This is a genomic window from Micromonospora sp. LOL_021 (genome assembly GCF_048060215.1).
Lineage (GTDB): Bacteria > Actinomycetota > Actinomycetes > Mycobacteriales > Micromonosporaceae > Micromonospora_E.
This window is the reverse complement of record NZ_JBHMIN010000001.1, coordinates 1-23,575: the sequence shown is the minus strand read 5'-3', so window position 1 is coordinate 23,575 and position 23,575 is coordinate 1. Positions and strand designations below refer to the sequence as shown.

Annotated in this window: 16 protein-coding genes; 3 read left to right on the top strand and 13 right to left on the bottom strand. The window is 71.6% G+C overall.

Annotated elements, in window-relative coordinates:
• Positions 1-85: 85 nt before the first annotated feature.
• The 6 genes from obgE to ACFHWT_RS00055 form a co-directional block, all read right to left on the bottom strand.
• Positions 86-1,519 (bottom strand): GTPase ObgE, encoded by a 1,434-nt coding sequence (gene obgE / locus ACFHWT_RS00080; RefSeq protein WP_416592547.1) that lies wholly within the window; start codon positions 1,517-1,519, stop codon positions 86-88.
• Between the two features lie 151 nt (positions 1,520-1,670).
• Positions 1,671-1,928 carry a 50S ribosomal protein L27 gene (gene rpmA / locus ACFHWT_RS00075; RefSeq protein ID WP_278114042.1) on the bottom strand — a complete coding sequence of 86 codons (258 nt, stop codon included), beginning with the start codon at positions 1,926-1,928 and terminating at the stop codon, positions 1,671-1,673.
• A gap of 9 nt (positions 1,929-1,937) precedes the next feature.
• Complete coding sequence (gene rplU / locus ACFHWT_RS00070; RefSeq protein WP_416592546.1) at positions 1,938-2,252, bottom strand: 50S ribosomal protein L21; 315 nt, start codon at positions 2,250-2,252, stop codon at positions 1,938-1,940.
• A gap of 192 nt (positions 2,253-2,444) precedes the next feature.
• Positions 2,445-5,642 (bottom strand): Rne/Rng family ribonuclease, encoded by a 3,198-nt coding sequence (locus ACFHWT_RS00065; RefSeq protein WP_416592545.1) that lies wholly within the window; start codon positions 5,640-5,642, stop codon positions 2,445-2,447.
• A 143-nt stretch (positions 5,643-5,785) separates the two neighbouring features.
• Entirely contained in the window at positions 5,786-6,541 is a 756-nt protein-coding gene (locus ACFHWT_RS00060; protein WP_416592872.1) for a TIGR03936 family radical SAM-associated protein, read from the bottom strand.
• Between the two features lie 146 nt (positions 6,542-6,687).
• The gene (locus ACFHWT_RS00055) at positions 6,688-8,685 is read right to left on the bottom strand and encodes a TIGR03960 family B12-binding radical SAM protein (RefSeq protein ID WP_416592544.1); all 1,998 of its coding nucleotides are present in this window, start codon (positions 8,683-8,685) and stop codon (positions 6,688-6,690) included.
• A gap of 118 nt (positions 8,686-8,803) precedes the next feature.
• On the opposite strand from ACFHWT_RS00055, the gene ACFHWT_RS00050 reads away from it, so the two are divergent.
• Complete coding sequence (locus tag ACFHWT_RS00050) at positions 8,804-9,889, top strand: hypothetical protein (protein ID WP_416592543.1); 1,086 nt, start codon at positions 8,804-8,806, stop codon at positions 9,887-9,889.
• A gap of 11 nt (positions 9,890-9,900) precedes the next feature.
• On the opposite strand, the gene ACFHWT_RS00045 is transcribed toward ACFHWT_RS00050, so the two are convergent.
• The 4 genes from ACFHWT_RS00045 to ndk all read right to left on the bottom strand — a co-directional run bounded on the left by ACFHWT_RS00045 (position 9,901) and on the right by ndk (position 16,372).
• The gene (locus ACFHWT_RS00045) at positions 9,901-10,632 is read right to left on the bottom strand and encodes a lysophospholipid acyltransferase family protein (RefSeq protein ID WP_416592542.1); all 732 of its coding nucleotides are present in this window, start codon (positions 10,630-10,632) and stop codon (positions 9,901-9,903) included.
• Between the two features lie 74 nt (positions 10,633-10,706).
• The gene (ileS, locus tag ACFHWT_RS00040; RefSeq protein WP_416592541.1) at positions 10,707-13,856 is read right to left on the bottom strand and encodes an isoleucine--tRNA ligase; all 3,150 of its coding nucleotides are present in this window, start codon (positions 13,854-13,856) and stop codon (positions 10,707-10,709) included.
• Positions 13,857-14,189: 333 nt separating this feature from the next.
• Positions 14,190-15,827, bottom strand: coding sequence for an alkaline phosphatase D family protein (locus ACFHWT_RS00035; protein WP_416592540.1), 1,638 nt, complete (start codon positions 15,825-15,827; stop codon positions 14,190-14,192).
• A gap of 119 nt (positions 15,828-15,946) precedes the next feature.
• Positions 15,947-16,372, bottom strand: coding sequence for a nucleoside-diphosphate kinase (ndk, locus tag ACFHWT_RS00030; protein ID WP_416592539.1), 426 nt, complete (start codon positions 16,370-16,372; stop codon positions 15,947-15,949).
• Between the two features lie 211 nt (positions 16,373-16,583).
• On the opposite strand from ndk, the gene ACFHWT_RS00025 reads away from it, so the two are divergent.
• Complete coding sequence (locus ACFHWT_RS00025) at positions 16,584-18,131, top strand: VOC family protein (protein WP_416592538.1); 1,548 nt, start codon at positions 16,584-16,586, stop codon at positions 18,129-18,131.
• A gap of 3 nt (positions 18,132-18,134) precedes the next feature.
• Here ACFHWT_RS00025 and ACFHWT_RS00020 read toward each other — a convergent pair whose 3' ends face one another.
• The 3 genes from ACFHWT_RS00020 to ACFHWT_RS00010 form a co-directional block, all read right to left on the bottom strand.
• Positions 18,135-18,533, bottom strand: coding sequence for a DUF4233 domain-containing protein (locus ACFHWT_RS00020; protein WP_416592537.1), 399 nt, complete (start codon positions 18,531-18,533; stop codon positions 18,135-18,137).
• On the bottom strand, positions 18,530-19,801 hold the full coding sequence (locus tag ACFHWT_RS00015; protein WP_416592871.1) for a bifunctional folylpolyglutamate synthase/dihydrofolate synthase: 1,272 nt from the start codon (positions 19,799-19,801) through the stop codon (positions 18,530-18,532). The genes ACFHWT_RS00020 and ACFHWT_RS00015 overlap by 4 nt, the downstream gene beginning before the upstream one ends.
• A gap of 98 nt (positions 19,802-19,899) precedes the next feature.
• On the bottom strand, positions 19,900-22,521 hold the full coding sequence (locus ACFHWT_RS00010; protein WP_416592870.1) for a valine--tRNA ligase: 2,622 nt from the start codon (positions 22,519-22,521) through the stop codon (positions 19,900-19,902).
• Between the two features lie 188 nt (positions 22,522-22,709).
• On the opposite strand from ACFHWT_RS00010, the gene ACFHWT_RS00005 reads away from it, so the two are divergent.
• Entirely contained in the window at positions 22,710-23,405 is a 696-nt protein-coding gene (locus ACFHWT_RS00005; RefSeq protein ID WP_416592536.1) for a hypothetical protein, read from the top strand.
• The last annotated feature ends 170 nt before the right edge of the window (positions 23,406-23,575 follow it).

Below are 23,575 nucleotides of genomic sequence, written 5' to 3'. Positions count from 1 at the left end.
GCAGGTTTCGTCCAGTTGGCCGGGATCAGGCCTGATTCCGACAACCCGACGTTCAACTGCCACCAACCCGCTTGGTAACAACCAGTTACCTTGATACGTCCGAGTCGTCCTCGGCCGGCCGCTGCCGGCGGGCCTTGCGGTCCGCCAGCCGCTGCGCGGCGCTGGCCCGGCTCGACTGCTCCTCCAGCCGGACATCGGTGCCACGGGAGCTCGGCACGTACTCGACGTCGGCGAAGTGGCTCGGCTGCCAGTCGAACTCCCAGGAGCCGATCCGCACCAACGCACCCGGCTCGGCGCCCGCCTTGGCCAACGCGTCCTCCACGCCCAGCCGGGCCAGCCGATCGGCGAGGAAGCCGACCGCCTCGTCGTTGTCGAAGTTGGTCTGCCGTACCCACCGTTCCGGGCGGGATCCCCGGACCCGGTACCCGCCGTCGGCGGCCGGCTCGACGGTGAATCCGGCGTCGTCGACAGCCGCCGGCCGCAACACGATCCGAGTCGGCTCCAGCTCCGGCGCGGCCGCACGGGCGGCGGCGACCAGTTCCGCCAAGGCGTAGGTCAGCTCCCGCAGCCCTTCCCGGGTCGCCGTACTGACCTCGAACGCCCGCAGCCCGCGCGCCGCCAGGTCGTCGCGGACCAGCTCGGCCATTGCCCTGCCGTCCGGTACGTCGATCTTGTTGAGCACCACCAGCCGTGGCCGGTCCGCCAGACCGCCGTACGCGGCCAGCTCCGCCTCGATCGCGTCGATGTCGGCCAGCGGGTCCCGCCCAGGTTCCAGGGTCGCCGTGTCCACCACGTGGGCCAGCACGGCGCACCGCTCGATGTGCCTCAGGAACTCCAGACCGAGGCCCTTGCCGGTGGCCGCACCGGGGATGAGCCCGGGTACGTCGGCGACGGTGAAGGTGTGTTCGTCGGCCCGGACCACCCCGAGGTTGGGCACCAGCGTGGTGAACGGGTAGTCGGCGATCCTCGGCCGGGCCGCCGAGATCACCGAGATCAGCGACGACTTGCCGGCCGAGGGGAAACCGACCAGGCCCACGTCGGCGACGCTCTTGAGTTCGAGTACTACGTCAAGCTGCTCGCCCGGCTCGCCCAACTCGGCGAAGCCCGGGGCCTTGCGTCGGGCGCTGGCCAACGCGGCGTTTCCCCGGCCGCCCCGGCCGCCCCGGGCGATCTCCAGGCTGGTGCCGGCGCCGACCAGGTCGGCCAGTACCTCGCCGTCGAGACTCTGCACACTCGTCCCGTTCGGCACCTTGAGCACCAGGTCGGCACCTTTGGCACCGTCCCGGTTGCCGCCAGCCCCGCCCTTGCCGTTCTCCGCCTTGGCGTGCGGCCGGAAGTGGAAGTCGAGCAGCGTGTGCACCTGCGGGTCGACGACCAGGGTGACGCTGCCGCCGTGCCCGCCGTTGCCTCCGTCCGGCCCACCGAACGGCTTGAACTTCTCGCGGTGAATCGAGACGCAGCCGTGCCCACCGTTCCCCGCCAGCACATGCAGTACAACCCGGTCGACGAAGGTCGTCACGGCCCTATCCTCTCCACTGCCGCCGGAGGGACCGGCGTACACGACAAAGCGGGCTGGGACCTCTGGTCCGCAGCCCGCTCGTCAGATTGCTCGACAAGCGTCAGCCAGCAACGCCAGGGCGCCTGCCTGCGGCGGCGCTGTACGGCAGATGCTACTGCGCCGCCGGCACGATGTTGACCGTCTTGCGACCCCGCTTGGTGCCGAACTGCACCGAGCCAGCGGCCAGCGCGAACAGCGTGTCGTCGCCGCCCCGGCCAACCAGGTCACCTGGGTGGAACTTGGTGCCGCGCTGACGGATCAAGATCTCGCCGGCGCTGACGACCTGACCACCGAACCGCTTCACGCCGAGACGCTTGGCCTCGGAGTCACGGCCGTTCCGCGAGCTGGACGCGCCCTTTTTGTGAGCCATGGCTGGTGCCTACTTCCCGTTCGAGATGCCGGTCACCTTGACCTGGGTCAGCGGCTGACGGTGACCCTGGCGCTTGTGGTAGCCGGTCTTGTTCTTGAACTTGTGGATCCGGATCTTCGGACCCTTCATCTGCGCGGCGATCTCGCCGGTCACAGCGACCTGGGCAAGCTTGGTCGCGTCGGTCACCAGGTCGTCGCCATCGACGAGGAGCACCGCGGGAAGCGTCACCGCGTCACCGGGGGTACCGGTGATCTTCTCGACCTCGATCACGTCGCCCTCGGCGACCTTGTACTGCTTGCCGCCGGTCTTGACGATCGCGTACATCGGACGCGGACTCCTGTCGTTTGTCGCTGGCGGATGGTGTTCGTGGCAGCTCGGCGGACCGTCGGCTACGCCGTGGGGAACGGACGCGGCGGTCTCGGACTGAGCAGTCACGGGCACGCGGGAACCTGGCGCACCGGGTGCGCCACCGGCAAGGGTACGCCATGCCGGTAGCAACCCTCAAATCGACCCCGGTCAGGGACGGGTCCGACGGCGGGTACCCCCGCTGCGGCGAACCCGTCGTCGACCGCCGGCGGCGTGGTCGGCCGTGGACGCGTCCTGGTCATCGTCGTCATCGGCGAGATCGGGATCGTCCGCCCCGGCCAGACGGACCGGTGCCGCGCCGTTGCCGGTCTCGACCACCGGATCCACCTCGTAACGGGACAGGTCGTAGCCCATCGTCTCGTCCTCGTCCTCCGCAGTCGGATCGACCAGCGGTTGCGCTGCCGCGACGGGAACCCTGATCACGCCGGTGGTGGTCGGGGCGGCCTCGGCATCGGGATCGGCTTCGGCGACACCGGCGACCACCACCACGTCGGCCGGCTCATCCGGCTGGTCGGTCTCGATCACAGCCGTGACATCAGGTGTATCGGTGGCTTCCGGTGCTGCGGCGACATCAGGCGCCGGGGAGGCGTCGTCCGCCGGCTGGTTGGCCTTGCGGCCCCGGCGGCGGCTGCCGCCGGCCGTCGCACCACCCGTACCACCACCGCTGGCCGGAGCTGCGGCGACCGCCTTCGCCCGGTCCCCGGCCCCGGTACCGCCCGACGAGCGCGGCTTCTCCGGCACCGGCTCGGTGTGGATGATCAGCCCGCGGCCCTTGCAGCAGTCACACGTCTCGCTGAACGCCTCCAACAGCCCGGCACCGATCCGCTTGCGGGTCATCTGCACCAGACCGAGCGACGTGATCTCGGTAACCTGGTGTTTGGTGCGGTCCCGGCCCAGGCACTCGGTCAGCCGGCGCAGCACCAACTCCCGATTCGACTCCAGCACCATGTCGATGAAGTCGATCACCACGATGCCACCGATGTCGCGCAACCGCAGCTGGCGGACGATCTCCTCGGCGGCCTCCAGGTTGTTTCGGGTGACCGTCTCCTCCAGGTTCCCGCCAGCGCCGGTGTACTTGCCGGTGTTCACGTCGATGACGGTCATCGCCTCGGTCCGGTCGATCACCAGGTGACCACCGGACGGCAGGAACACCTTGCGGTCCAGACCCTTGAGGATCTGCTCGTCGATGCGCCGCTCGGCGAACACGTCCGCCACCGCGGCGTGCCGCCGTAGCCGGGCCAGCAGGTCCGGCGAGACGTGCGCGAGGTAGGACTCCACCATCTCGTACGCGGTGTCGCCCTGCACGACCAATTCGCGGAAGTCTTCGTTGAACAGGTCCCGGACCACCCTGATGACCAGGTCCGGCTCCTCGTAGAGAAGCGTCGGCGCGCCACCGGAACCCGCCTTGGCCTGGATGTCCTCCCACTGCGCCTGCAGTCGCTTGACGTCGCGGGACAGCTCGTCCTCGCTGGCGCCTTCGGCGGCGGTCCGCACGATGACGCCGGCACCATCGGGCACCAGCTTCTTGAGGATGTCCCGGAGCCGCTTGCGCTCGGTGTCCGGCAGTTTGCGGCTGATCCCGGAGGCGTTGCCGTTCGGCACGTACACCAGATGCCGGCCGGAGAGCGCGACGTGACTGGTGAGCCGGGCGCCCTTGTGCCCGATCGGGTCCTTGGTGACCTGCACCAGCACCGAGTCACCGGAACGCAGTGCCTGCTCGATGGACCTGGACCGACCTTCCAGACCGGTGGCGTCCCAGTTGACCTCACCGGCGTACAGCACCGCGTTGCGGCCACGCCCCACGTCGACGAAGGCGGCCTCCATGCTCGGCAGCACGTTCTGCACCTTGCCAAGGTAGACGTTGCCGGCCATGGTGCCCGACGACGCCCGGGTGACGTAGTGCTCGACCAGGACGCCGTCCTCCAGCACGGCGATCTGGGTCCGGTCACCGCGCTGGCGCACCACCATGTCCCGGTCGACGGCCTCCCGCCGGGCCAGGAACTCCGACTCGCTCAGGATCGGCGGACGGGTCCGCCGCTGCTCTCGGCCGTCCCGCCGGCGCTGCCGCTTCGCTTCCAGCCGGGTCGACCCGGTGACGCCCTGCACCTCGTCGACGGTCTTGCGTGGCTCACGGATTCTGACGACGGTCGGCACGCCGTCCTCGGTACCGGACTCAGCGTCGCCGGAGCCACGGCGGCGCCGCCGACGCCGCCGACGGGTCGTGGAGTCGTCATCGCCGTCGGCGTCGGCGTCGGCGGCCGAGCCACCGTCAGCGGACGCCTCGGTCTCCTCGCCGGTGTCGGCGTCGTCCTCCTCCGCGCCGCCCTTGCCGCGGCCCCGGCCCCGGCGGCCGCGGCGCCGACGGCGCCGGCCGGCCGGCGTGTCGTCGTCATCGTCATCCGTGTCGGTGTCGGTGGTCGCCGCAGCGGGCTGCTCCTGCGGCGCCTCGACGGCTTCGGTGACGGCCTCGGCCGTCGGCTCGCTGTCGGCGCTACGCCGGCCCCGCCGGCGCCGCCGCACCGGCTCGTCGTCGCTGGCTGCCTCGGCGGCGTCGACGGCCCGGACAGCGGCCTCCGCTGCGGCCGGCTGACCCTCGTCGGTGACGACCGGCGGGCTCTGCGGATCGGGCGCCATGAACAGTACGACCGGTGGGCCGGCTGCTGCCCTACGGCGTCGGGACGGCGGCGCGGCGTCAGGCGCCGCAGCGGCGGCGTCGGTCGCCGGGCCGGGCTGGTCCACGGCCGCAGCCGACTCCGCGTCGGAGGCGGCGGTGGCCGAGCCAGACCTCGCCGACCGTCCGGTTGCCCGGGTCGGTGCCGGCTCGGCGGCCAGCGGCTCGGTGGCCAGGGGTGGCTCGGTGGCCGGCGTCGCGGGACCGGCCGGCGACGATGTGGCCAGTTGGGCAGCTGCTGCTCCCGGCGCGGGTTCGCTCTGCTCGACCGGCACCACGACTGCCGGCTCGGCCGCCTTCTTCCGCCGGGTCCGAGTGGTCTTCTTGACGGCCGGCTCGGCAGGCTCCGCAGCGGAGGCGGCCGCCGGGCCGGCGGTGTCGTCCGGGCCACCCGTACCGGTGGTGTCCGCGCCGGTGCTGTCCGCTGCCGTCGAACGGCGACGGCGGGTCCGCGACACCGCAGCCGGTTCACCGGTGGCTGGTGCCGGATCGGCCGAACCACCGGCCGCGGCCGCGTCGCCGCCGGTGGCCTCCGCCGCCGGCTCGGCGGCCGCCGCCGCAGCCTTGCTGGTCCGCCGCCGCGTCGTACGAGCGGTTGTGGATCGGGTCACATCAGCGGGAGCACCGGCCGGTTCGGTACCGGTCCGGTCCCCGCCCTCGGGCTCGTTTTCGAGCATTGGACGTTCTCCAGTTCTGGCCGCCCCGGGCGCGGGTGAGCGCTGCCACGCAGGGTTGCCGCAAAAAGTGATCCGGCGGACGCGCCGCTGAGCTTCCGGCCCGGTGGGGCGAAAGACCCGGAGGCAGACCGCCGAAGTCTGACTTACTGAGCGCCGGCCGGAACACGGCTGACGTTCACCGATGGCTGCCCAGCTCGATCCGCCTCCAACGGATCGACGATCTCCCCCTGCGCGGTCAGTGTTCCCTGCGCTAGCCGGGTCACTCGGGGCGGCACCGGCGGCTCCAGGTCGGCCATGACGCGCAGGCCGGAGAGGACGTCATCGGGTCGTACCGACGGGGTGACCTGCCGGACGACTAGGTCGAGTATCGCACACGGCACCGAGCTGACCTCGGAAGGTAGGCCGCTGCCCGCACCGGCACCCGGTCCGGTGATGTTGTCGGACCGATCGGCGACCACGATCCGCACCACCGCGGCACGGGCGTCGAAGGTACGCCGGCCCTGCTTGGTCAACCGCTCCACCAGCACCTCCTCGGCGGCGGCGAACGTCGCCACCGCCCGGCCGGCCGACTCCGGATCGACCTCGGGCAGCTCGATCCGCCACCGAGACGCGTCGATCCGGTCGGCCAGGCTGCCGCCGGCCGCCTCGACCGCCTCCAGTACGTCGAGACCGGGCGACAGCGCGGCGTCGAGCGCCACCCGGAGCCGGTCGGGATCGACCTGCTGCTGCAGACCGATCTCCAGGTACTCGGCCTCGCTGGCGACACCGGTCGGAGCCGCGCTCGCGTAGGAGATCTTCGGGTGCGGGGTGAATCCCTGCGAGAAGGCGACCGGGACACCGCCCCGACGCAGTGCCCGTTCGAACGCCCGGGCGAAGTCGCGGTGCGAGGTGAACCGCAGCGGGCCGCGCTTGGCGTACCGGATCCGGATCCGTTGCACGACCGGTGCCTGGCCGCCTGCCGGTTGTGGCTTCCTGCTGATCGTGATGCTCCTCGGAAGGGGTAGGGGACGTCGTCATCCTCACCCGGATGGGCGCGGCGCGCCAGTCAGCCCGCCGCCGGGGTCCGCAGGCCGGTGTTGACCGGCGTCAGCGGCAGCAGTTTCTGCCCGGTCGGACCGATCTGGATCTCAGTATCCATTGACGGACAGACACCGCAGTCGAAACAGGGCGTCCATCGGCAGTCATCCTGCTCGTACTCGCCCAACGCGTCCTGCCAGTCCTGCCAGAGCCAGTCCTTGTCCAGCCCGGAGTCCAGGTGGTCCCAGGGCAGCACCTCGGTGGCGTCCCGTTCGCGGACCGTGTACCAGTCCAGGTCGACCCCGTACGCCGGCAGGGTGTCGGCGGCCGCGTCGACCCACCGCTGGTACGAGAAGTGCTCGCTCCAGCCGTCGAACCGGCCGCCGGACTCCCAGACCCGACGGATCACCGCGCCGACCCGCCGGTCACCGCGCGACAGCAGGCCCTCGATCAGCGACGGCTCGCCGTCGTGGTAGCGGTAGCCGATCGCCCGACCGAGCGACCGGTCCGCGTTGATCGCCTGCTTGAGCAGCCGCAGCCGGTTGTCGATCACCTCCGGGTGCTGCATCGACGCCCACTGGAACGGGGTGTGTGGTTTGGGGACGAAACCGCCGATCGAGACGGTGCACCGGATGTCCTTCGACCCGGTCGCCGCCCGCCCCGCCTTGATCACCTCGTGCGCGAGCCGGGCGATCTGCAGCACGTCGTCGTCGGTCTCGGTGGGCAGCCCACACATGAAGTAGAGCTTCACCTGACGCCAGCCGTTGGTGTACGCGGTCACCACCGTGCGGATCAGGTCCTCCTCCGAGACCATCTTGTTGATCACCCGTCGGATCCGCTCCGAACCGCCCTCCGGGGCGAAGGTCAGCCCGGTACGCCGACCGTTGCGGGACAGTTCCTGGGCCAGCTCGATGTTGAACGCGTCGACCCGGGTGGACGGCAGCGACAGCGACACGTTGGTGCCCGCGTACTGCTCGGCCAGACCGGAGCACATGTCGCCGATCTCCGAGTGGTCGGCCGAGGACAGCGACAACAGACCGACCTCGTGGAAGCCGGAGTACTCCAGACCGTCGGCGACCATCTGCCCGACCGTGGTGATGGACCGCTCCCGCACCGGGCGGGTGATCATGCCGGCCTGGCAGAACCGGCAGCCGCGCGTACAGCCGCGGAAGATCTCCACCGCGTAGCGTTCGTGGACCGTCTCGGCCAGCGGGACGATCGGCTTCTTCGGGTACGGCCAGGCGTCCAGGTCCATGGTGGTGCGCTTGTGCACCCGGAACGGCACGTCCGGCCGGTTCGGCACCACCCGCTGGATCCGGGCGTCCGGCAGGTAGTCCACGTCGTAGAAGCGCGGCACGTAGATGCTCTCCGTACGGGCCAGCCGCAGCAGCAGCTCGTCGCGCCCACCCGGCGACCCTTCGGCCTTCCACTGCCGGACGATGCCGGTGATTTCCAGGACGGCTTCCTCGCCGTCGCCGAGCACCGCCGCGTCGATGAAGTCGGCGATCGGCTCCGGGTTGAACGCGGCGTGCCCACCGGCCAGCACCACCGGGTGTGAGTCGTCCCGGTCGGCGGCGGACAGCGGGATCCCGGCCAGGTCGATCGCGGTCAGCAGGTTCGTGTAGCCCAGCTCGGTGGCGAACGAGACACCGAAAACGTCGAAGTCGCCGACCGGCCGGTGCGCGTCGACGGTGAACTGCGGCACGCCGTGCGCCCGCATCAGCCGTTCCAGGTCCGGCCAGACCGCGTAGGTCCGTTCGGCCAGCACGTCGGGCTGCTCGTTGAGCACCTCGTACAGGATCTGCACGCCCTGGTTCGGCAGGCCGACCTCGTAGGCGTCCGGGTACATCAGCGCCCAACGCACCGTCGCGGCGTCCCAGTCCTTGGCCACCGCGCCGAGCTCGCCGCCGACGTACTGGATCGGCTTGCTGACCTGGGGCAGCAGCGGCTCCAACCGGGACCAGACCGACCTGGCCGTCGGGCCACCCACGGTCGCCGTCGGGGCAGCGCCTGCCGGGACACCCATCAAACCTCCTCCAAACCGCACCGGACGTCGGATCAACCACCCACAGTACGCGGGCGGGGCGGCCGGGCTGGCCGCACGGTACTAACCTCGAACGGGTCCGAGAGGAGATGCATCTGCGATGCGGCAGCCGCAACCGGATGAAGGTCCGACCACGGACCAGCCGGCCGGGGCGGGCGGGCCCGACCCGGCCACGTCACCGGCCCCGTGGCGGGGCTCGGCAGCGGTGCCGCCACCACGGCCGCGCCAGCGCTGGTGGCAGCGGGACACCCCCCGGACGGATCAGCCACCACCCCGTGACCCCACCCTGCAGCTACCCCCCGACGGGTTTGCCGAGGACGATCCGGCGACCCGCACCCCGGTTGACCCCTGGGCCGCCGCCGACCTCTGGCCGGCCGGTCAACCGACCGACCCACCCGACGGATGGCCCGGTGCCGACCCGCCGACGCCGGAACCGGTGGCCTTCCCTCCGCCGGTGTCCCCACCCGCGCCCACCTCGCCCCCGGACACGCCGTCACCGGTCGCCGGACCGCACCCGCCGAACCCGAGCCGGCTCCCGGTGACCCGACCACCGGTCACCGGGCCACCGGTCACCGGGCCACCGGCACCGACCGGAAAGGCGGCCCGCCGGCAGCGCCGGCAACAACGCCGACGACGGCGCTGGCCCTGGAAGACGGCGCTGTTCACCCTGCTCACCGTCGCCTGCTGCTGTGGCTGCCCGGCCTACTACGGCAAGCCGCTGTGGGACCAGTACCCGGCGAACGCCGCGCTCCCCGGGCAGGTCGCCGACCTGCGGCTCAGCGACGACGGTTCCAGCCAGGAAACGGTCGCCCGGTTGGAAGGTGAGATGCGCACCGCCCATCTGCTGGCCGAGGACACCTTCGCCGGGGTGTACCGGGACGGCAACGGCAAGCTCGTGGTGCTGTACGGCATCACCGGCTTCCGGATGACGCCCGGCAGCGACCTGGACAGCGAGGTCGGCCGGATCAGCGACACGTACCAGATGGATGCCGTCGAGACGTTCGAGACCGGCACCCGGGGCACCCACCTGACCTGCGGAACCGGCGTCTCCGACGGCGACGACGTGGTGGTCTGCGCCTGGGCCGACCACGGCAGCCTCGGCACCGCGCTGTTCACCCGCCGGTCGGTCGAGGAGAGCGCGACGTTGACCGGGCAACTACGCGCCCAGGTGATCAGCCGGGAGTGACCCGGAGCGGCTCAGCCGGCGGCGTCGCCGTCGCCGTTGCCGTTGCCCGGCTGGCCGTCGCTGGTCCTGGCCCCACCGGCGGTCCGCGGTGGCGCGTACCGGGGCACGTACTCCTGGCCGGTGAGCTGCTGGATCTCGCTCATCACCTCGTCGGTGATCCGGCGCATCTCGGAGCGGTCGTCGCCGCGTCCGGTGAAGTCGAGCGGCTTGCCGAACCGGACCGTGACCGTGCCGCGGCTCAGCTTCGGCCACAGCGACCCGATCGGCTGGACCTGCGCGGTGCCGACGAACCCGACCGGGACGACCGGCACCCCGGCGGCCAGCGCCAGCCGGGCCACCCCGGTCCGGCCCCGGTACAGCCGCCCGTCCGGCGAACGGGTGCCCTCCGGGAAGACGGCCACCTGCCGGCCGGCCCGCAGCAGCGGGATCGCGCCGTCGAAGGCGCTCAGCGCCGCCCGACCGCCGCCGCGTTCCACCCGGATCGCGCCGAGCCCGGTCACCAGGCCCTTGGTCAGCAGCCCACGGAATCCGGTGCCGTCGAAGTACTCGGCCTTGGCCCAGAACGCCACGTGCCGGGGCAGCACCGCACCGAGGAAGTACTCGTCGGCGACGGACAGATGGTTCGCGGCCAGGATCACCCCGCCGGTGGTGGGGACGTTCTCCCGCCCTTCCACCTTGGGTCGCCAGCCCAGCAGCAACGCTGGTCCGACAGTGACTTTGCCGATCGAATACAGCGGCGGCACGGATCCTCCGGCGACGGGACAGGCATGGGTGGGTCGGACAGACACGGTAGCGGACGGGATCCCACCCGGACCGGTCAGACCCGCTGCACCCGCACCGACACTGGCTCGCCGTCGCCCACCTCACCGGCGAATCCACCCGCCGGGCCGGCCCCGGACGGGTCGAACGTCACCTCGTCGGCGAGCACCTCACCGGCGACGAAGTCCTGGTACGTCCGTACCGCCGTCGCCACCTCGGCCCCGGCCGCCACCGTGACCCGGACCCGGTCGGTGATCCGCAGGTCGGCCTCCCGCCGGGCCTGCTGAATCACCCGGACCAGGTCCCGGGCCAGCCCTTCGGCCGCCAACTCCGGCGTGACGGTGGTGTCCAGCACCACCACCCCCTGCCCGCCCGGCAACGGTGCGGAATGCTCCGGGTCGGCGGCGACCAGCTTCAACTCGTACTCCCCGTCGGCCAGCCGGACCCCGGCGGCGACCGGCGCGCCGTCGTCGCCCAACGCCCAGTCGCCGGACTTCACCGCCCGGATCACCGCCTGCACCTGGCCGCCGACCCGGGGGCCGAGCACCCGGGGCACCACGGTTAGCACCTGCTGGCAGTGGTCGGCGACCGCGTCGGTGAACTCCACCGACTTGACATTGACCTCGTCGGCGACCAGGTCGGCGAACGGCGCCAGGCGCGGCGCGGCGGCGCTGGCCACGGTCAGCGCCGGCAGCGGCAACCGGACCCGCAGATTGCGGGCCTTGCGCAGCGACAGCCCGGCCGAGCAGACCTCGCGGACCGCGTCCATCGACGCGACCAGGTCGTGGTCGACGGGGAACTCGCCGGCGGCCGGCCAGTCGGTCAGGTGCACCGACCGGTCACCGGTCAACCCGCGCCAGATCTCCTCGCTGGTCAACGGCGCCAACGGCGCCACCACCCGGGTGAGCGTCTCCAGCACCGTGTACAGCGTGTCGAACGCGTCGGTGTCACCGGACCAGAACCGGTCCCGGGACCGGCGGACGTACCAGTTGGTCAACGCGTCGAGGTAGGTACGCACGCTGGCGCAGGCACCGGAGATGTCGTAGCCGTCCATCTGCCGGGTGACCTCGTCGACCAGCTCCCCGGTCTTGGCCAGCACGTACCGGTCGAGCAGGTGGGTGCTGTCGGTACGCCGGGTCGCGGTGTAGCCCTCCGCGTTGGCGTAGAGCGCGAAGAAGTACCAGACGTTCCACAGCGGCAGCAGCACCTGCCGGACCGCGTCGCGGACGCCGCTCTCCACCACCGCCATGTCGCCGCCGCGCAGCACCGGCGAGGCCATCAGCATCCACCGCATCGCGTCCGAGCCGTAGGTGTCGAACACCTCGTACACGTCCGGGTAGTTGCGCAGGCTCTTGCTCATCTTGCGCCCGTCGGCACCGAGCAGGATGCCGTGGCTGACGCAGCTACGGAACGCCGGCCGGTCGAACAGCGCGGTGGCCAGCACGTGCATGGTGTAGAACCAGCCACGGGTCTGCCCGATGTACTCCACGATGAAGTCGCCCGGATAGTGGTGCTCGAACCACTCCCGGTTCTCGAACGGGTAGTGCACCTGGGCGAACGGCATCGACCCGGACTCGAACCAGCAGTCCAGCACCTCCGGCACCCGGCGCATCGTCGACCGCCCGGTCGGGTCGTCCGGGTTGGGCCGGGTCAGCTCGTCGATGCCGGGCCGGTGCAGGTCGGCCGGCCGTACGCCGAAGTCACGTTCCAGCTCGTCGAGCGAGCCGTACACGTCGACCCGCGGGTAGGCCGGGTCGTCCGAGCGCCAAACCGGGATCGGCGAGCCCCAGAACCGGTTCCGACTGATCGACCAGTCCCGGGCACCGGCCAGCCACTTGCCGAACGAGCCGTCCTTGACGTGCGCCGGCGTCCAGGAGATCTGCTGGTTCAGCTCCACCATCCGGTCCCGGAAGGTCGACACGGCCACGAACCACGACGACACCGCCTTGTAGACCAGCGGCGTGTCACAGCGCCAGCAGTGCGGGTACGAGTGGGTGTAGGTGTCGTGGCGCAGCAGCAGACCCCGGTCACGCAGCTGGCGGATGATCGGCTTGTTGGTGTCGAACACCTGCTCCCCCGCGTACGGCGGGACCAGGGCGGTGAACCGGGTGTGGTCGTCGACGGTGACGATCGTCGGGATCCCGGCGGCGCTGCAGGCGTTCTGGTCGTCCTCACCGAACGCGGGGGCCATGTGCACCACCCCGGTGCCGTCCTCGGTGGTGACGAAGTCGGCGCCGAGCACCTGGTACGCGTTCGGGCCGGCCTGGTCGACCAGGTAGTCGAACAGCGGGGTGTAGCGGCGCCCGACCAGGTCGGCGCCGCGCACCGTGCCGACCCGCTCGAACCCGTCCAGTTCCTTGGCGTACGCCTCGAGGCGGGACGCCCCGAGCAGGTACCGCTGCCCGTCGCGCCGCAGCACCGCGTACTCGATGTCCGGGCCGACGGCGAGGGCCAGGTTCGACGGCAGCGTCCACGGCGTGGTGGTCCACACTCCGATCCGTTCCGTCTCGCCACCGGGCTGCGCCGGCGCCAGCTCGAACCAGACGGTGACGGTCGGATCCTGCCGGTCGCGGTAGACGTCGTCCATCCGGGTCTCGGTGTTGCTCAGCGGCGTCTCACACCGCCAGCAGTAGGCCAGCACCCGGAAACCCTCGTAGACCAGCCTCTTGTCGTACAGGGCCTTGAAGGCCCACATGACGCTCTCCATGTAGTCCAGGTCGAGCGTCTTGTAGTCGTTGACGAAGTCGACCCAACGGGCCTGCCGGGTGACGTAGCGCTCCCAGTCCTGCGTGTAGGTCAGCACCGAACTGCGGCAGACGTCGTTGAAGCGCTCCATGCCCAGCTCGACGATCTCCGCCTTGGTGGAGATGCCGAGCTGGCGTTCGGCTTCGACCTCGGCGGGCAGCCCGTGGCAGTCCCAGCCGAAGCGGCGCTCGACCCGCCGGCCGCGCATCGTCTGGTAGCGCGGCACCACGTCCTTGACGTAGCCGGTGAACAGGTGACCGTAGTGTGGCAGGCCGTTGGCGAACGGCGGGCCGTCGTAGAAGACGTACTCGTTGGCACCGTCCGGCCCCGGGTCGCGCTGGTCGACGCTGGCTTCGAAGGTCTTGTCCGCGGTCCAGTAGTCCAGGACGCGGCGCTCCACCTCGGGCAGGTCCGGACTGGCCGGCACGCCGGTGGCGGCGGGGTCGGTCATCGGGTACGCCATGGTGGTGCCCTCTCCTCGCGCAGCTCACTGTCTCGTGGTCTGCGAGGACGAACCCGCCGGGCGGTCGCCGGCTGCTGCCGGACGCCGCCACGGTGGGCCGCGGTACCACCTCGCTTGGCGGTCGCCGAGGTGCACGACCGCCCGCTCATCGGCCGGCTGTGACGGGCCGGACCCGTCCGGTTCTACTGGGGCCGCCGCTGCCGCTCACGTGCGGTGGTGGCCGGTTCTTCCGGAGGCTCACCGGTGATGGCCGGGTCGTCGCCTTTGGGTTGTCTTCGTTCCGAGCGTATCCCACCCGTCGAGCCGGTTTCCGTCCGCCCGCCACTTCCGGTTTCAGCGGGTGGATGGGGCCGGCAGGGTGGTCGACCAGAGCGAACGACCGTCCCGGTCGCGCAGGTGCACGGTGAACGCCCGGGATCCGCCGTCGACGAACACCTCGCCGTAGTGCTGGAAACCTTCGGCCGGTGAGGTGTTGGCCCGCGGCGGGGCGTTGACGAACACCGCCTCCGGGCCGAACGTACCGTCGAGGGTGTTCGGGCCGAACGCCCCGGCGTGCGCCGGGCCGGAGACGAACTCCCAGAACGGGGTGAAGTCGGCCACCGCGGCCCGCGCCGGGTCGTAGTGATGGGCGGCGGTGTAGTGCACGTCGGCGGTGAGGAAGACGATGCCGGTGACGCCGGCCCGGTGCGCCGCTCCGAGGATCTCGGCGAACTCCAGCTCCCGCCCGGCCGGCGCGCCACCGTCGCCCTGGGCGACGCCCTCCTGGGCGCCACCACCGTCCGGCACGATCAGCCCGAGCGGCAGGTCGTTGGCGATCACCTTCCAGGTGGCCGTCGACCGGGTGAGCTCGCGGATCAGCCACTGCCGTTGCTGGGTGCCGAGCAGGCCACGATGCGGGTCGGCGTAGGTGTTGCCGTCGTTGGGGTCCTTGTAGGTGCGCATGTCGAGGACGAACACGTCCAGCAGCGGCCCGTAGCGGACCACCCGGTACAGCGGTCCGTCGTCCGGGGTCGGCAGCCACTCGTGGAACGCCTGCCGGGACCGGGCGGCCAGCACGTCGACCCGGGTCTCGGTGTAACGCGGGTCGGTGAGGATCTCGCCCGGATACCAGTTGTTGGTCACCTCGTGGTCGTCCCACTGGTTGAGCTGCGGCACCTCGGCGGCGAACGCCCGCAGATGCGTGTCGAGCAGGTTGTAGGCGAACTGGCCGCGGAACTCGGTGAGCGTCTCGGCGACCTTGGTCTTCTCCGGGGTCACCAGATTGCGCCACACCCGCCCGTCCGGCAGGGTCACCGTCTCGGTGAGCGGGTTGTCGGCGTACACGGTGTCGCCGCTGCACAGGAAGAAGTCCGGCCGGCCGCGCCGCATCGCCTCGAAGATCCGCATGCCGCCGAAGTCCTCGCTGATCCCCCAGCCCTGGCCGGCGATGTCCCCGGTCCAGACGAACCGCACGTCGTCGACCCGCCCGCGGGTACCGCCGACCGGCCGGCCCCGGTGGGGTCCTTGGTGGCCCCTGGCGCGGGGCGCGGTGCGCAGGGAACCGGTCAACGGTTCGCTGACCAGGCCGGGACGGTGCAGGCTCTCCACCCGTACCCGGTAGTGCAGCCGCTCGCCGGCGGGCAGGCCACGCAGCCGTACCTTGCCGGTGTAGTCGGCACGGCCGTCGAGTACCGGGCCGCGTACCCGCCGGGCGTCGCGCAGGTCGGGCCGGCGGCCGACCTCGACGATCAGCCGGCCGACCCGGTCGGCGCGGGTCCAGACGACGGCCTCGCCGGGGCCGGCCACGCCGCTCTGCACGCCGTGGGTGAGCACCGGCCGGCCGGTGGGGTGCCAGGCCGGCGCCGAGGGCCGGCCGGACGCGACGTCCGCGCCGGCGGCCGCGCCGGCTCCGCCGAGCAGCGCGCCGCCGGCGAGCCCGGCACCGCCGGCCAGTCCGGCCCGCAGCAGGGTACGGCGGTCGAATGGGTTCATCGAATCCTCCTGGGAAGTACGGCGTTCCCAAGAGGTCTATCGATGAAATGTGGCGAGATCCCCCGGATCAGGTGACCAGCACCCGAACCGGCCGATAATCCGCGGCTGACTGACCGAGGTCAGCCCAGGTCGGGGAACCAGAGCTTGATCTCGCGGGCCGCGCTCTCCGGGGAGTCCGAGGCGTGCACCAGGTTCTCCCGGTTGGACAGCGCCAGGTCGCCGCGGATGGTGCCGGCCGCCGCCTTGCGCCCGTCGGTGGTGCCGATCAGCGCGCGGACCACCTCGATGGCCTGGTCACCGGCGAGCACCAGGGCGACCAGCGGCCCACCGGTCATGAACTCCTTCAGCGGCGGGTAGAACGGCTTGTCCACATGGTCGGCGTAGTGCGCGCCGGCCAACTCCTCGTCCATCCGGCGCGACTGCAGGGTGACCAGGTGCAGTCCTTTACGCTCGAACCGGCCGAGGATCTCGCCGACCAAGCCGCGCCGGACCGCGTCCGGCTTGATCAACACGAGGGTACGTTCGACATCGGTGGGGCTGGACACGCTGGCTCCTTATCGACGGACCGGCACCGCTCCCCTGCGGAGCGATCCGGTACGGACTGGCGCTGCCAGCCTAGTGGGTCCACGCCGCCCCGCGCGTCATGATGGAGGGCCAGGGGACGGACGAGGACCGGCGGCTACCGACGCCACGGTCGTGGCTCTTCCATCCTCGCCGGGCCCGGCCTAGCCTGGCCTTGACGCAGGGAGGTCTACTGTGGCGAACGGCCATCGATCGGTTTCCGCCGCCCGCAAGCTCATCGCGACGGTGCTGGGCACTTTCGCCACGTTCATCATCCTCTTCGGCGCCGGCATGACCAGCTGGGCGATCGCCGCGCTGGGGGTGGCGCTGCTGGTGCTCGCGGTCAGCCTGGTGCTGATCACCGCGTTCCCCGGCACCGAGCGCGCCTGGGTGGCCGGCATCGCCCACGTCCGCAGCGTTTCCGAGCCACCGGCTTCCTCCACGTACGGCCGCTGCGAACTGCAGATTCTGGTGGACGCGCCGGGCGTACCGCCACGGTCGGTCAAGGTCCGCGACCCCCGGGTGCCGGTGGCGAAGTGGCCCGACCCCGGCGCCACGCTGCCGATCATGGTCGCCATCGACGACCAACGCCACGTACGGATCATCTGGGACGACGTGCTCACCCACGCCGAAGCCGCCGCGGAGCGAGCCGACCTGCCGCCGGAGTTCGACGAGCCCGACTTCAGCCCCCTCGACGACGACCTGCTCGACGTGGATGAGGAGCCGCCGTGGGTACGGCGACGCTCCGACGACCTGTTCCTCGACCCGGACACCACCCGGACCGCCGATCTCGGCGCAGGGCTGCGCGATGACGACCCAGCCGAGCCCGCCGGCCCGGCCGACGATCCCCACCAGCGGCGACGCGACCCGGCGGAAAATCCCCGACCGGACTTCGCCACCCCGGGGTTCGACCCCGACGTCGAGCAGTCCGAGCCGGAGGATCCGGGCAAGGTCGGCAACCCCGGCAAGGACCCCGGCAAGGTCGGCGACCCTGTCGTGGTGAGCCAGTCACCGGGTGGCCACAAGGTGGTGGACGGCACCGTGGTGGACCCGCAGCCGGTGCCGCTGCCGCGCCGTGCCCGGCCACGGCCGTACTCCCCACCCGCCGAGCCGGAGGCCGGCACGGTCACCGCCGGAGCGGACCGGGGCCGGGCCGCCGCCGAGGCCCGCGCCGAGTCGCCGACCGCCACCGGGACGGCGCTGGCCGACCAGCCCGACCCGGACGCGGACGACCCCACCGGAGTGCCGGCGACCGACCCGGACGGACCGCTCGCCGACCTGGCCGCCGCCGGCCCGGTGACCGGCCCCGACACCCTGGCCGGCGAACCGGCCGACGATCACGGGCCGATCCACGGCGTCGGTCTGACCCTGCTCGTCGCGGACCTCGACCGGTCGGTCGAGTTCTACCGCGACATGCTCGGCTTCTTCGAGATCGACGGCGGTGACGGCAACGCGGTGCTCGCCTCCGGGCAGACCCGCCTGGTGCTGCGGTCGGTGCCCGAGGTCGCCCCGGTCAACCGTCGGCTGATGCACCTCAACCTCGAAGTCGACGGCCTGCAACGGATGCACGACGAGCTCAAGGCCAAAGGGGTGCGGTTCACCTACGCGCCCCGGGCAGTCAACCGGGGTGCCCGGCTGGAGCTGTGGGCAGCCGCTTTCCGCGACCCGGACGGCCACGGCATCGCCATCATCGAATGGCGTGACCGCGACCAGCCGACGTCCGACGCCGACGCGGCACAGTGACTGTCAGCTGAGAATGACCCGCCGGACGTGCCACACGTACGCCCAGACGACGCCGAACAGCACCCCCACCACCAGCAGTGACCAGTGCAGCAGGCCGGCGAGCAAGACCAGCCCCTGCAGCACCGTGCCGGCGTACCAGGCCCAGCGGCGGCGCAGCAGGCCGGCGAGCGTCACCGCGCCGACGGCGAGCACGGCGCTGACCACCATCGCCGCCGGGCCGGAGCCGCCGGCCACCATCCGGATCGGCTGGATCGCCAGCACCAGCACCAACGCCTCCAGGCCGAGGGTCGCCGCGCCGAGCCCGCGCACGGCGGCCGGCGGGTTGCGCAACCCGGACCGGCGCGGCGGCGGTCCGGCCGGGTCGGCGCCCACCGGGTCGGCGCCTGCGGGCTCGTCGCTCACCGGGTCAGCAGCCGGCGTGCGTCGGCCACCGTCACCACCGACCCGGTGATCAGGACCCCCACCCCGCTGAGCTCCCCGTCGAGGTCGGCCTCGGCCAGCGCCACCGCCGCTTCGATCGCGTCCGGCATCTGCTGGGTCACCCGTACCCGGTCCACGCCGAACGCCTCGACAGCGAGGCCCGCCAACTGACCGACCGGCATCGCCCGCGGCGACGTGTTGCCGGTCACCACCAGTGCGTCCGCCACCGGCTCCAGTAGATCCAGCAGCGCCTCGGCGTCCTTGTCAGCCAGCACGGCGAGTACCACCACGAGCCGCCGGAACGCGAACTCCTCCTGCACCGCAGCGACCGTGGCCGCCATCCCGTGCGGGTTGTGGGCGCCGTCGAGCAGGATCGTCGGCGCGCTGCGTACCCGCTCCAGCCGGCCCGGTGACGACACCCCGGCGAAGCCCTGCCGGACCGGCTCGGCGTCCAACGTCCGACCCGGGCCGGCACCGAGGAACGCCTCCACCGCCGCCAGCGCCAACGCCGCGTTCTGCGCCTGATGCGCCCCGTGCAGCGGCAGGAACACCTCGTCGTACCGGCCGCCGAGACCCTGCAACGTGAGCATCTGCCCGCCGACCGCGACCGCGCGGTGGACCACGCCGAACTCGCCGCCCTCCCGGGCGACGGTGGCCCCCACCTCGGCGCACCGGTCCAGGATCGGCCCGGCCGCCTCCTCCGGCTGCACCGCGGTGACCACCGTCGACCCGGCGTGCACGATGCCGGCCTTGGCCCAGGCGATGTCGGTGAGGGTGTCGCCCAGCCACTCGGTGTGGTCGAGACCGATTGGCGTGATCACGCAGACGCCGGCGGACAACACGTTGGTGGCGTCCTCGGCACCGCCCAGCCCGACCTCCACCACCGCCACGTCGACCGGGGCGTCGGCGAACGCCGCGAACGCCAACGCGGTCGTCATGTCGAAGTACGTCAACGGCTCCGCCGCCTGCTTGTCGACCAGCTCGGCCAACGGCGCGACCTCCCGGTACACGGCGGCGAACCGCTCCTCGCTGACCGGCTCACCGTCCAGGCTGATCCGCTCCCGCACCGTCTCCAGATGCGGGCTGGTGTAGCGGCCGGTGTGCAGCCCGAAGGCCCGCAGCAGCGAGTCGATCATCCGGGCGGTCGAGGTCTTGCCGTTGGTCCCGGTCAAGTGAATCGACGGGTACGCGCGCTGCGGGCTACCCAGCAGGTCCAGCAGCTGGCCGATCCGGTCCAGGTCGAACACCATCCGGGTGAAGCCCCGGTCGGCGAGCTCCTGCTCGACCCGCGCGAACTCGCCACCAGGCCGCTGCCTCGCACCGCCGGCGGCCCCGGGTCGACGTACCGTCACGACTGCTCACCGTCGGCGGCCGGCAGCGCGGCGAGCGCTCCGGCGATACGGGCCAGCTCCGCCTCGGCCACCGCCAACCGGGTACGGATCTTCTCCACCACCGGGGCCGGTGCCTTGTCGACGAACGCGCTGTTGCCCAGCTTGGCCCGGCACTGCTCGGCTTCTCGCTCGGCCGCCGCCCGGTCCTTGGTCAACCGGGCGCGCTCAGCCGCCACGTCGATCGAACCGCGGGTGTCGAACTCGACACCGACCTGTGCGGTCACGGCAAGCTTCGCGGTGGCCGAGAAATCGACGGCCGGCTCGTCCAGCCGGGTCAGCGACCGGATCAGCGGTTCGTGCCCGCCGACGCCCGCGTCGGCCAGCCCGGTCAGCCGGGCGCTGACCCGCTGGGTCGGCCGCAGCCCCTGGTCCGACCGGAACCGGCGGACCTCGGTGACCACCCGCTGCACCACAGCCAGCTCCGCCTCCGCCGCCGGGTCCTGCCACGACGGGTCGGCGACCGGCCAGGAAGCCACCATCAGGCTGCCGGCCGCAAGCTGGCCCGACCCGGCCAGCGCCGACCACAACTCGTCGGTGACGAACGGAGTGACCGGGTGAAGCAGCCGCAGCAGCTGGTCGAGCACATGGCCGAGCACCCGACGGGTCCGGTCGGCGGCCTCCCCGCCGGCGCCCAGCACCGGCTTGCTCAGCTCCAGGTACCAGTCGCAGACGTCGTCCCAGGCGAAGTGGTAGAGCGTGTCACACGCCTTGGCCAGCTCGAACGCCTCGAACTGCTGGTCGACCTGCGCCGTCACCTCCTGCAGCCGGGACAGGATCCACCGGTCGGCCGTGCCCAGGTCCGCCGGGTCGGGCAGGTCGCCGGTCAGGTGCGCGCCGTTGAGCAGCGCGAACCGGGTGGCGTTCCACAGCTTGTTGCAGAAGTTCCGCGAACCCTGGCACCACTCTTCGCTGATCGGCACGTCGGCGCCCGGGTTGGCGCCGCGGACCAGGGTGAACCGGGTGGCGTCGGCGCCGAACCGGTCGATCCAGTCGAGTGGGTCGACGACGTTGCCGTACGACTTGGACATCTTCTTGCCGAACTGGTCCCGGACCATGCCGTGCAGGGCCACCACGTCGAACGGCTGCCGGCCGTCCATCGCGTACAGCCCGAACATCATCATCCGGGCCACCCAGAAGAACAGGATGTCGTAGCCGGTCACCAGCACGCTGGTCGGGTAGAAGGTCCTCAGGTCGTCGGTCTGGTCCGGCCAGCCGAGCGTGGAGAGCGGCCACAGCGCGCTGGAGAACCAGGTGTCGAGGACGTCCTCGTCCTGCCGCCAACCGGCACCGGCCGGCGGCTGCTCGTCTGGTCCGACGCAGACGACCTCGCCGGCCGGGCCGTACCAGACCGGGATCCGGTGCCCCCACCACAGCTGCCGGGAGATGCACCAGTCGTGCATGTTGTCGACCCAGGCGAAGTAGCGTGCGGCCAGCTCCGGCGGCTCCACCCGGGTCCGACCGTCACGCACCGCGTCCCCGGCGGCCTTCGCCAGCGGGCCGGTCCGGACGAACCACTGCAACGACAGCCGCGGCTCGACCGTCGTCCGGCACCGCGAACAGTGACCGACCGCGTGCACGTACGGTCGCTTCTCGGCCACCACCCGTCCTTCGGCCCGCAACGCCGCGACGATCGCCGGCCGCGCCTCGAACCGGTCCAGTCCTTCGAACGGTCCGGACGCCGTGACCACCGCCCGCTCGTCGAGGATGGTCAGGCTCGGCAACCCGTGCCGTTGGCCGATCTCGAAGTCGTTGGGGTCGTGCGCCGGGGTCACCTTCACCGCGCCCGTGCCGAACGTCGGGTCGACGTGCGCGTCCGCGACGATCGGGATCCGCCGACCGGTCAACGGCAGCTCGACCTCGGTGCCGACAAGATGCCGGTAGCGGTCGTCGTCCGGGTGCACCGCCACCGCGGTGTCGCCCAGCATCGTCTCGACCCGGGTGGTCGCCACCACGATCGACGCGTCGCCCTCGCCGTACCGGATGGAGACCAGCTCGCCGTCGTCGTCGCTGTGTTCCACCTCGATGTCGGACAGGGCGGTACGGCACCGCGGGCACCAGTTGATGATGCGCTCGGCGCGGTAGATCAGCTCGTCGTCGTAGAGACGTTTGAAGATGGTCTGCACCGCCCGGGACAGACCCTCGTCCATCGTGAAACGTTCCCGGTCCCAGTCGACCGAGTCACCGAGACGGCGCATCTGCCCGAGGATGGTGCCGCCTGACTCCGCCTTCCACTGCCAGACCCGGTCGATGAACTGTTCCCGGCCGAGGTCGTGCCGGGACAGCCCTTCGGCGGCGAGCTGCCGCTCCACGACGTTCTGGGTGGCGATCCCGGCGTGGTCCATGCCGGGCAGCCAGAGCGCTTCGAAGCCCTGCATCCGCTTGCGTCGGATCAGCGTGTCCTGGATCGAGTGGTCGAGTGCGTGCCCGACGTGCAGCGACCCTGTGACGTTCGGCGGCGGCACCACGATGGTGAACGGCGGCTTCCCGCTGCCCGCGTCGGCGCGGAAGTACCCCTCGGCTACCCACCGCTCGTACCGCCGCTGTTCGACCTCACCCGGAGCGTACTGGGCCGGCAACATGGGGGCTGCGTCGTGATGGGGCTGCGAAGTTTCGGTCACCCATCGAGTTTACGGAGCCAGCGCACCCGGATTCACGCAGGCCCGGCTACCGCTGACCGACTGCGGCTGGCCAGCGGCCTCGGGCCGATTGACGGGCCTGACGGGCGGCACCCACCGTTCGGCGGACTCGGTGACGTACGGTGTCGGGCATGGTCGACGACATATTCGGCGGACGACGGTCGGCTCACCAGGAACCGGAAGACCGTCAGGAACCGGTCGACGTGACCGCGAACGCCCGGCCGGCGCCGGGCGACGGAGACGGCCGTAGCCGAGGTGTCCGGGTCGGGCGCGGCCGACGCGTCGCCGTCATCGGCTCGCTCGCCGCGATCGGTGTGCTGGGCGCCGGCCTGGTCGGTTCGACCGGATTGCGCATCGTCACGCAGAAGGATGCCAGCCTGAGCGCCCCGGACGAGGCGGCCGGGCTGGTCCGCGACGACGGAGAACAGGCCAGGAGTACGGCCGATTACCTGCACAGCGCCTTCGCCGCCGGAATCGACCTGGACCACAGCACGGCTGCGGTATACCGGGACCCGTCGGCGGCGGACCGCAGCGTTTTGGTCTTCGGTGGCACCGCCCTGCTCTGGTCACCCGAGCATGACCTGGACGCACTGCTGGAGATCGTCGGTGACGAGGAAGGCTCGGTGACCGGAGTCCACCAGGTGCCGGCTGGAACGTACGGCGGGGTGATGAAGTGCGGCAGCACGCCCACCGACGACCAGGAGATGCCGGTCTGCGGGTGGGCGGATCACGGGAGTATCGCGGTGGCGCTGTTCCCGGGGCGTACCGTCGACGAGTCGGCCGCGCTGCTCGCCGACCTGCGCACGGACCTCCAGCAGCGGGACTGACGTCCGCACGCGGTCTTCTGGCCAGGCGGTCTGCTGCACGCCCGGCACGGGCTCTTCGTCGAACCTTCCCGGAAAACACTTGTGGGCCACCCGTACGGGTGGCCCACAAGTAAAGATGTCCGGCGGTGACCTACTCTCCCACACCCTCACGAGTGCAGTACCATCGGCGC